7 protein-coding genes are annotated in these 10616 nt (G+C 60.1%); 5 read left to right on the forward strand and 2 right to left on the reverse strand.

What is annotated here, in order from left to right; genetic code table 11:
- Window positions 1-12 precede the first annotated feature (12 nt).
- Entirely contained in the window at window positions 13-852 is an 840-nt protein-coding gene (locus AC3WLT_RS31195) for a p-hydroxycinnamoyl CoA hydratase/lyase (RefSeq protein WP_492595490.1), read from the reverse strand.
- Window positions 853-1243: 391 nt separating this feature from the next.
- Between AC3WLT_RS31195 and mhpT the strand changes: the two genes are divergently transcribed.
- The 5 genes from mhpT (at window position 1244) to AC3WLT_RS31220 (ending at window position 8278) form a co-directional block, all read left to right on the forward strand.
- Window positions 1244-2452: a 3-(3-hydroxy-phenyl)propionate transporter MhpT gene (gene mhpT, locus AC3WLT_RS31200; protein ID WP_492595491.1), complete on the forward strand. Its 1209-nt coding sequence runs from the start codon at window positions 1244-1246 to the stop codon at window positions 2450-2452.
- 51 nt (window positions 2453-2503) lie between these two features.
- Window positions 2504-3649 carry a porin gene (locus AC3WLT_RS31205; protein WP_492595492.1) on the forward strand — a complete coding sequence of 382 codons (1146 nt, stop codon included), beginning with the start codon at window positions 2504-2506 and terminating at the stop codon, window positions 3647-3649.
- Between the two features lie 10 nt (window positions 3650-3659).
- Window positions 3660-5369 (forward strand): tannase/feruloyl esterase family alpha/beta hydrolase, encoded by a 1710-nt coding sequence (locus AC3WLT_RS31210; RefSeq protein ID WP_492595493.1) that lies wholly within the window; start codon window positions 3660-3662, stop codon window positions 5367-5369.
- A gap of 203 nt (window positions 5370-5572) precedes the next feature.
- Entirely contained in the window at window positions 5573-7354 is a 1782-nt protein-coding gene (locus AC3WLT_RS31215; RefSeq protein WP_492595494.1) for an acyl-CoA dehydrogenase family protein, read from the forward strand.
- Between the two features lie 42 nt (window positions 7355-7396).
- Window positions 7397-8278, forward strand: a complete 882-nt coding sequence (locus AC3WLT_RS31220) for an amidohydrolase family protein (protein WP_492595495.1) — start codon at window positions 7397-7399, stop codon at window positions 8276-8278.
- A 458-nt stretch (window positions 8279-8736) separates the two neighbouring features.
- Here the strand turns inward: AC3WLT_RS31220 and AC3WLT_RS31225 are convergent, their stop codons facing one another.
- Window positions 8737-10065 carry an NAD(P)/FAD-dependent oxidoreductase gene (locus tag AC3WLT_RS31225; RefSeq protein ID WP_492595496.1) on the reverse strand — a complete coding sequence of 443 codons (1329 nt, stop codon included), beginning with the start codon at window positions 10063-10065 and terminating at the stop codon, window positions 8737-8739.
- Between the last annotated feature and the right edge of the window lie 551 nt (window positions 10066-10616).

Below are 10616 nucleotides of genomic sequence, written 5' to 3' on the forward strand. Positions count from 1 at the left end.
CCTGAATCGCGCTTACTCTTCCGTGCGCTTGTACGCCTGCAGACCCGGCTTAATCGATTTCTCGTCGAGGAACTGCTTCAGACCCTGTGCGCGGCCCTGTTCCGGATCGCGGTGCAGCGCCTGATCGAGCTTCGCGTAGAGATAGTCCTCGTTCTGGTCCCACGTGAGTTCGCGGGAGCGCTTGAAGCCGTGTTTGGCCGCGCGCAGGACCACGGGATTCTTCTCCAACAGCTTCGCCGCGAGCTTTACGACTTCCTCGCGCAACTGCGTACGGGGCGCGCTCTTGTTGACCAGGCCCATCGCTGCGGCTTCCTGACCGGTGAAGGTGTCGCCCGTCATGATGTAATGCAGCGCCTGACGATGACCGACGGTATCGGCCATTGCCTTGCTCACGAGATTGCCCGGCGGAATGCCCCAGTTGATTTCAGAAAGGCCGAAGACCGCTTCGTCTGCCGCAATGGCGAGATCACACGCCACCAGTGGCGAGAAGCCGCCACCGAAGCACCACCCGTTCACCATCGCAATGGTCGGCTTTGCGTACATGCGCAGAAGTTTCCATTGCCACTGGCACGCGTCGCGTCGAATTTTTTCCTGAAGGATTTCCGGGCCAGCGTCCACTTCGCGGAAATACTCCTTCAGGTCCATGCCGGCGGTCCAGGCGTCGCCCGCGCCGGTCAGCACCAGTACGCGTGCATCCGCATCCAGCTCGAGCGTCTCGAGCACCTGAATCATCTCGCTGTTGAGCGTAGGGCTCATTGCATTGCGCTTTTCCGGGCGGTTGAACATCACCCACGCGATGCCCGATTCAACCTTCACGTCAACGGTTTTCCAGCGACCTTCATAGCTTGCCATGCGTATTCTCCAGCGCCTCGCGGCGCAAAGTGTCAATGTGTTCCCTGATCACGGCTGCCGTAGCATCTAACCGGCTATATATCAGGTAACCTGAGACTAATTCTAGTATCAAGCTGCCTGATAAAACAAGCGCCGTGAACTCAGTGAAAACCCTCGATGGGCGCGGGAATGCGGTGCGGACAGGACGCCTTCTTCACCTAGGGGTATTCACCGAACGCATTTGACTTGCCTTGATCAGGCTTCCTGATATGAAATACGCCCATCCAGCCGAACGGACAGCCAATGTCCGTTTTTTTCGCGCTCGATATCAGGTCGCCTGATTAATAGTCGAGTGTCCACCGATCAATCAACCGACATGAAAACCACCAGAACAGCATTGGCAGGAGACAGCATGAACGCGCGATCCATCGCGAGCACCGGCACGCTCGCCACCTTGGGCCTTTGTTTCGCCATTGCGTTGCTCGAAGGACTCGACTTGCAGTCGGTCGGCGTAGCCGCGCCACGCATGGCACGTGAGTTCGGCCTGTCCGTCGCGCAAATGGGTCTCGCTTTCAGCGCCGGCACCTTTGGACTTCTCCCGGGCGCGATGTTCGGGGGGCGGCTGGCCGATCGGATCGGTCGTAAGCGGGTATTGATTCTCTCTGCAGCGATCTTCGGGCTGCTGTCGATCGCGACCGCGCTCGTCACGAGTTTCAACGCACTTGTTGCCGTTCGCGTACTCACGGGCATCGGCCTCGGCGGCGCCTTGCCCAACCTCATCGCGCTGTCTTCGGAAGCCGTGTCGCCCAAGGCGCGAAATACGGCGGTGAGCGTGATGTATTGCGGCATCCCGTTCGGCGGCGTAGTCGCATCGGTCATCGGTATCGTGAGCGCGGGCGATATCGAGTGGCGCCATATTTTTTATGTTGGCGGTGCCGGACCGCTTGTGCTCGTGCCGCTGCTCTTCGCGTTCCTGCCCGAGTCGAAGGCCTTCAGTCACGCCACGCATGGCGCAACGGGCAAGCCCGAGCCCGTCACGCAAGTGCTGTTCGGCGAACATCGCGCGCTGTCGACGACGCAAATCTGGGTCAGCTACTTCTGCACGCTGATCGTCCTCTACTTCCTGCTTAACTGGCTGCCTTCCCTGATGGCTGCGCGCGGCCTCAGACGCCCCGAGGTGGGCATCGTGCAGATCTTCTTCAACATCGGCGGTGGCCTCGGCGCGCTCTTTATCGGCATGCTGATGGACCGCCTGCGCGGCAGCATTGTGGTCTCGGGAATGTACGTGGGCATCATCGCATCGCTCGCCGCGCTTTCCGTCGCGCCCGGATTTGCGGCGCTCACCGCGTCCGCGTTCTTCGCGGGCATGTTCGTTATTGGCGGGCAGTCGGTGCTGTATGCGCTTTCTGCTGCCTTCTACCCGACCTCAATGCGCGGCACCGGCGTCGGGGCGGCGGTTGCGGTAGGCCGCGTGGGCTCCGTCGTCGGTCCTCTCGCCGCTGGGCAATTGCTTGCAATGGGACGCAGCGCCCCAGTCGTCATCGGCGCGAGCATTCCCGTGACCTTGATCGCGGCCGTCGCGGCGCTGATGTTGATCCGCCGTCCGCGGGTGAGCGACTAAGTCCATATAACGACACAACACAACACAACAGCCCATTGGTTTGGAGAGACTATGCAAGCACGTCAACATAAGAAGAACGTAATCCTGGGCAGCGCGCTGCTTGCCGTTGCCGCAAGCGCATCAGCGCAGTCAAGCGTCACGCTCTATGGGATCGTCGATACGGGCATCGAATACGTGTCGCACGCAAACGCGGCGGGTGACGCAGTGTTCCGCATGCCGGCGGTCACGGGCGAATTTCCTTCACGGTGGGGACTGCGTGGCGCCGAAGATCTCGGCGGCGGATATAGCGCGGTATTCACATTGGAAAGTGGCTTCAATATTCGTGACGGAAGCCTCGGTCAAGGCGGACGACTGTTCGGCCGGCAAGCATTCGTTGGTGTCAAGAGCCCCTACGGCACGGTCGCCTTCGGACGGCAGTACACCATGACCTATCTTGCGGTGATGAACGCGGACATCATCGGTCCGGACATCTACGGCATGGGCTCTCTCGATGCGTACGTGCCGAACGCCCGCGCCGACAACAGCGTGACGTACATGGGCACCTATCGCGGCTTGACCCTCGGCGCTGGCTATTCCTTCGGTCGCGATGCAGCGGGCAATAACTCGCCGGGACAGGGTTCTTGCGTGGGCTCTGTGCCGGGGCACGGAACCGAGTGCCGCGACTGGTCCGTGATGCTCAAGTACGAAGCGCAGTACTTCGGCGCGGCAGCCTCGTACGAAGAGCAACGTGGCGGAGCGACGGCCGCCGCCAACTTCTTCGACGGTGTCCCCCCGACGCCGCTCACCAATGCTGCCGACAAGGATGCGCGCACGCATGTGAGCGCCTATGCGCAGTATGCGGGCGCCAAGATCGGTTTGGGTTGGCTCGGACGCCGGGTTGTCACCGATTCCCCCGCAATCGCCAATGCCCGCTCCGATCTTTTCTTCGTAGGCGCATCGTATTTCGTGACGCCATCGTTCATCGTTGATGGCGAAGTCTATCGCATCGTCAATAGCGACCACGACACGCGTGCAACGATGGGAACCTTGCGCACGACCTATCAACTGTCCAAGCGCACGGCGGTCTATGCACAGGCTTCGTATCTCGCCAATAGCGCGAAAGCGCGCTACTCCGTAAGCGGCGGCGGAGGCGGTACGACGCCCGCGGCCGGCGTCGGACAGACCGGCGCAATGATCGGCGTACGTCACTCGTTCTAAGGAGACATCCATGAAAAAGACCATAATTGCAGCAGTCGTTTCAACGATGGTCGCGGCATGCGGCGGCGGCTTGGACGATCACAGTTCGTCACTGCCGCAACTGAGCGCCGCGAGCCCTGCCAGTCTTTCCGGCACGTGCGACGCGCTTGCAGCGAAGCTCGCCTTTGCCAATACGACGTATACGTCAGTCAAGGACGTACCCGCAGGCACGCTAACCATCGCAGGCAAGGCCGTGCCGGAACATTGTGTTATCCAAGGCACGATGAACCAGCGCGTGAGTTCCGTCGACGGAAAGACGTACGCGATAGGCTTCGAAATGCGTCTGCCGCTCGCGTGGAACGGACGCTTCTTCTACCAGGCAAACGGCGGGCTCGACGGCAGCGTCATACCGGCGACTGGCGTCATCAGCGGCGGCGGTCCGCTCAACAATGCGCTCAACATGGGCTTCGCGGTCATTAGTTCGGACGCGGGGCATTCCTCGTCGCAGAACCCGCTTTTCGGGCTGGACCCTCAGGCGCGGCTCGACTATGGCTATCAGGCCGTCGCCAAACTGACGCCGATGGCCAAGCAGGTCATCAAGACGGCTTACGGCAAGGGCCCGGACCGCAGCTACTTCGAGGGATGCTCCAACGGTGGCCGCCACGCGATGGTCGCAGCGGCGCGATACGCCGGCGACTACGACGGCATCATTGCGGGCGACCCGGGTGTCCATCTGCCAAAGGCCGCGATCGGCGAAATGTGGAGCGCGCAGCAGTTCGCCAAGGTCGCGACGGCGAAAACGGCAAGCGGGCTGCCCGACATTACGACAGGATTAACGGCGGCAGAGCGGCAAATGGTTGCTTCGCACATCATTGCTAAGTGCGATGCGCTCGACGGGGCGACCGATGGCATGGTGCATGACATCAAGGCCTGCCAGGCGAACTTCGATCTCGCTCGCGATGTCCCGACCTGCTCCGCCAACACGCGCGATGGCTCATGTCTCACGAGCGCACAAAAAGACGCGCTCGGCAATGTCTTCTCCGGCGCGCGCAACAGCGCCGGCACCGCCCTCTATGCAAGCTTTCCGTACGATGCGGGCATCAGCGGCTCGAACTGGGCGCAGTGGAAACAAACCAATTCGATCACGCTCGATCCCGGCGCTGCGGCCTTCACATTTACCACGCCGCCGCAAAGCGCGTCCGTCCTGAGTCAGTTGTCGGCGTATGCGCTCAACTTCAGCATGGACACCGACGCGCCAAAGATCTTTGCGACCAGCGGCGTCTATAGCGAGTCGTCGTGGTCGTTCATGACGCCGCCTGACGAAACAAACCTGTCGGTGCTTAAGAACCGGGGTGCGAAGTTGATCGTCTATCACGGCACGAGCGACCCGGTCTTCTCATCCAACGACACGACAGACTGGTATCAGCGACTCATGACGGCCAACGGGGGCGATGCAAGCAATTTCGCGCGCCTGTACACCGTTGCCGGTATGAACCACTGCTCGGGTGGTCCTACCGCGGATCAGTTCGACATGCTGACGCCGATGATTGCGTGGGTGGAACAAGGCAAAGCACCTGATAGCGTCGTGGCGAACGCGCGCGATGCGAGCAACCCCATACCTAACCCGGAAGTGCCGGCTGACTGGGGCGCAAATCGAACGCGGCCGCTGTGCCCCTATCCCAAAGTCGCGCGCTACAAGGGCGGCGATATCAACTCGGCATCGAGCTTCGCCTGCAGTTGACGAGCTTGTTAGCGGGGCTATCTACTGGCTTCTACTCCTGCAAAACGGCGGGTGGCATCTGACTGAACGTCGCTCGCCGATTCCGAGCCTGCCAACAGTCGAACTGCGGCGAGGCTGACGCATACCATCTGCCTCACCGCTGATGCCTCAAACGTAACAACGCGTTCGTCGGTGGGCAGCGCAACCTTCATTCCGAGTCTCCAATGAGCCACCGATATCATCCGCCGGTTCGAGACATGATGTTTGTCATCGACGACTGGCTGGACGCCGGTTCCACCTGGCAATTTGTTCCCGAATGGGCTGATCTCGACATGTCGACGGCGGAACAGGTTCTCACTGAAGCCGGGCGTTTTGTCGCTGACCGGATTGCACCATTGAACGCGATCGGAGACGCCGAGGGTTGCCGGTTCGAGACAGGCCACGTGTTCATGCCGACGGGCTTCGTTGATTCCTACCGCGCATATGTCGAGGCCGGCTGGCCTCTGCTCGCCGCAGGCGAGGAGGTTGCCGGCCAGAACCTGCCTGGATTAATCGAAGTCGCCCTCCATGAGATGCTCGCAGGTGCAAATCACGCCTGGCTCATGTCTCCGGGCCTGTCTCACGGTGCAGTTGCCTGCCTGAAAGCGCACGCATCCGAAGAGGTCAAGCAGGAATATCTGGAAAAAATCGCCAGTGGCGAATGGCTGACGACAATGTGCCTTACTGAGCCCCAAGCGGGCACCGATCTCGGTCAAATCCGGACCAGGGCGCTAGTGGATTCAGACGGACTCTACAGACTGACCGGCGAAAAGATCTTCATCACCGGTGGCGAACACAACCTTACGGAGAACATCGTTCATCTGGTTCTTGCACGATTGCCAGACGCGCCTCAGGGCTCTCGTGGACTTTCGCTGTTCCTCGTGCCCAAGTACATACGCTCGGCAACCGGCATGAGACGAAACGGGGTGACCTGCGACGGCATCGAGAAAAAGATGGGGCTCACCGCGAGCCCGACTTGTACCATGCGCTTCGACGAGGCGACGGGTTACCTCATTGGCCAGGCGCATGGTGGTTTGCGCGCGATGTTCGTGATGATGAACGCCGCCCGCCTGCAAGTGGCGATGCAGGGCGTCGGCCACGCGGAGAGCGCGCAGCAGCGCGCGAGAGCCTATGCCGAAGAACGGATGCAAATGCGACCTCCATCGTATACCGGCGGCGGCGATGTGCCCATCCCCATCTCGCGCCATCCTGCTGTACGCCGCGTTCTGCTCGACCTTCGGTGCATTGCCGAAGGCGAGAGAATGATCGGATATTGGGTGGGTGAGTGGATCGACAAAGCCGCCAGACATCCGGATCCGGCCGAGCGCAAGCATGCCAACGCCATGGCGTCTCTGCTTACGCCCATCGTAAAGGCGTTCTTCACGACCAATGGCTTTGTGAGCGCATCCGAAGCGTTGCAAGTATTCGGAGGATACGGATACATGCAAGAGTATGGGATCGAGCAAACCGTTCGCGACTCGCGCGTTCCGATGCTGTACGAGGGAACGAACGAAATCCAGGCTATCGACCTTGTTTTGCGAAAAGTGCTGTCCGATAGCGGCGAAATGTTGCGTTCATTGCTGTCTATCATTGAAGACGAGAGCGCCGCTCTCGGGAAGACCGGTGGATATGGCACGCAGATTTCCGAGGTCTTGTCCACGCTGTGCTTCGAAATGAACGAGCTCACGAGCGCGGTGATCACGCGCAGCGAGGACGACAAGGAACTTCCCTACCGTATCGCTGACGCGTATCTCACCACTGCTGGCTGGCTTCTGCTGAATTTTGCGTGGGCTCGCACGTGGCGCATCTGCGTGGGTCGATCTAGCACTGATCCATTCCATGCCGACAAGGTTGCATGTTCCCAGTACTTTCTCGACTTCAAGTCGCTGGAATTCTTCCATTACAGACGCCAGGTTCAGGCCTGCATGGACCATCGTGTTCCAGCGTTGGAATTCGGGCCCACTTGAACGTGTGGACTCCTCCACGCCAACCATCAACTCCGATTCACTATGAAAGTAGAACAGCTCGTTGCGATCGATACCCACGTGCACGCCGAGGTCTCGTGCTGCCAGCCCCCTGACCTGTTTGGCAGGGAATTCGACGAGGCTGCCGATAAGTACTTCGGCACGGTACTTAAGCTAGGGCGTCGTCCAACCATACCCGAGACGATCGATTACTATCGAGAGCGCCAGATCGGGTTCGTAATGTTCACTGTCGACTGTGAAGCCAACCTGGGGCGTCGGCGGATCTCGAACGAAGAAGTCGCCGAATTCGCGCAAAAAAACGACGACATCATGATCGCGTTCGCAAGCATCGATCCACACAAAGGAAAGATGGCCGCCCGCGAAGCACGGACGCTGATCACGGACTACGGCGTTCGGGGATTCAAGTTCCACCCGACGCTACAAGGGTTCTTTGCAAATGACCGCCTCGCCTATCCACTCTACGAAGTGATAGCCGAATTCGGTTTGCCTGCGGTATTTCATTCCGGGCATTCCGGGATTGGGTCGGGAATGCCAGGCGGAGGCGGACTGCGGCTCAAGTACTCGGAACCGATCTATCTGGACGATGTCGCTGCTGACTTCCCCAACATGAAGGTGATCATCGCGCATCCTTCATGGCCCTGGCAAGAGCAAGCGCTATCGATTGCATTGCACAAGGAGAACGTATTCATCGACCTCTCGGGTTGGTCACCCAAATATTTCTCTCCCGAGCTCGTTCGGTACGCCAATACTGTGCTTAAGCGCAAGGTGCTCTTCGCATCGGATTTTCCGCTCATTACACCGGATCGATGGATTGCGGACTTTCAAATGGCCGGATTCCGGCCTGACGTTCAACCGCTGATCATGAAGGACAACGCAGTGAACTTGCTCTCCCTCATGCAAAGCTAGGCTACACCTTGTTCCGGGCATGAACATTGCAGCGGCGGTCCGGCGACTGACAAGTTCAACGTGCTTCCGCACCTGAGAACTCGGTCGAGAAGGGGTTGCACCGAACTCGGTCACTGCCTCTGCAACAAATCCCGGCTACTTCAATGTCGCTTCCCGCACTCGTCCTCTTTGCCCCTATCCTCAGCAGTCACGATACAAGGGCTCGGTCGATATAATCACGCACGTGTTCGCGCCTGAGTGACCCATTCCTGGCTGGAACCGCCATCTGAATGTCTGAGCCACGACGCCAGAAAATGACCGCTCATGGCCGAACCCGGTCCGACGCCGAACCGCCGAGTTGGCCGCCGTTGATCGTTCCGCAGCCGGCGGAAGTCGACCCTTAATCAATACGGTTGAATCGTGCTGGAGGTTCAATCTCCCGAAGTGGGTTGCCGCAATAGCCCGCCCGCGGCCTCGATTCACATCATTTCGGGGCTGCTCAGTTTCGTTCCGTCGGAAAAGCGGGCCAGTCTGTAGGGTTTAATGTCGAACTGCGGCGCCTCGTCCATTACCAGCCGGCTCACGAGAACGCCTGCGCCTGGCCCTAGTCCAAAGCCGTGTCCGCTGAAGCCAGATGCGATCACGAGACCAGGGTTCGCATTAACCTTCGAGATGACGGGAACGAGGTCCGGCGTCGTGTCGATCGCGCCCGCCCATGCGTGAGCGATCCGCAGGCCCGCCAGCTCGGGAAACACGCTGGACACATTTTGCAGGGCACGTTCGAGCCATTCGGTATCAGGCCGGGGATCCAGCACCCGCGTTTCTTCGAACGGCGAGACGTCATCGTCGCGCCAGGTTGCGCTTGCCTCCGGTCCGTGGAAGAAGCTGGCACCGACGCGAATCTTCAGTTTTTTCTTCAGCTTGCTGCGGAACATGGTGCGGAACTTCACCGAATGCCGCAGGTTTTGCGGCGCGAGTTCCACGCGTCCGTAGCCGGGAACAGCGATGGTGTAGCCGCCGTCCAACCGTCTTCTCAGCGCGAAGTTAGGCCCGGAAAAACAGCCTTCGATGACCCCCGGCGCCTCAGCGGTTCGCAACGCCGTTCCCATCACGTTGATGGAGGGCAGATCGACGCCGTGATGCTGGCAGAACAACGCGCTCCAGGCGCCTCCCGCGAGAACGACGGTGTCGGCTGCGAGCCGGCCGCGCTCCGTCCAGATGCCAGAGACACGCCCAGCACTCGTGTCGAGACTTCGTACCGCGCAGTTCTGATACACCATCGCGCCGAGACCTTGCGCGCCGCGAGCAATCGCAGGCGCGGCTTTCGACGGCTCGGCGCGGCCGTCCGTGACAGACCACAGCCCTCCAGCCCACTTCGCACGTCCGGACGGAATGCGCGCTGCCAGTGCGCGCGCACTGAGGATCTCGCTGTTAAAGCCGACTTCCCGGGCGCGGGCAAGCCACGATTCCCACTGCGCGATGTCCGATTGATGCTCCGTGCCGTACAGGATGCCGGCCTTACGAAACCCAATGTCCTCGCCCAGTTCTTCGCTTAGTTCGCTCCAGCGCTTGAGGCTCTGCATCGCGAGCGGCAACTCATGGAGGTCGCGGTTCTGCTGACGCACCCAGCCCCAATTGCGCCCCGACTGCTCGCAGCCGATGACGCCCTTTTCGAGCAGAGCCACCTGGACGCCGCGTCGCGCCAGTTCATACGCGGTGCTGACGCCAATAATGCCGCCGCCAATTACTGCGACATCGCATCGCTCGGGGAAACCTTCGCTATCCGTGACTTCGTCGATCCTTAGCATTTCATAGCCGTTGGTTGCCGCTTCTTAGTACGTTACTGCAGTCAAGACCGTCGGAAATGCGCACCTAAAGCGCGATTTCGCCATCCGCAGATAGTGGCTACGATTTTGGTCTGTTCCACCGCTTCGCTGATAGGACGATCCTGTTGTATCCGAAAGGGATACAACGACGATCCACCAAACGCTGAGGCAAATCTTGAATTGCAATCTTGCAGACTGTTGCCGAGACCAGGTTTCTGCCTAGCCACATTCTCACACTCTTGCTTCCTGGTTAGCAGACGTGCAAGCACAGGATGTGCGAACGGCGGCAAAGGCCGATCATGGGGCGCTCGTCGTTAACAAGCGGATGGCTGGTTGCGGGGCGAAGCCGACGCCTGAACGTCCGACCGGCGACGCGTGTGAACGACGGGTTGTGGCCGACCTCTGCCTCACGCGATCCGCATGTGCAGCACGAGCCCGGCGGTCGGCACCGCGCGCCCCCAAAAGCGGACAGTCTGGCGAGACCCGCTACAAACTTTTCAGAAGATTGTCGATTTTCGATCATCAGCTTCGTC

It is taken from the genome of Paraburkholderia sp. FW306-2-2C-D06C, from assembly GCF_058781505.1.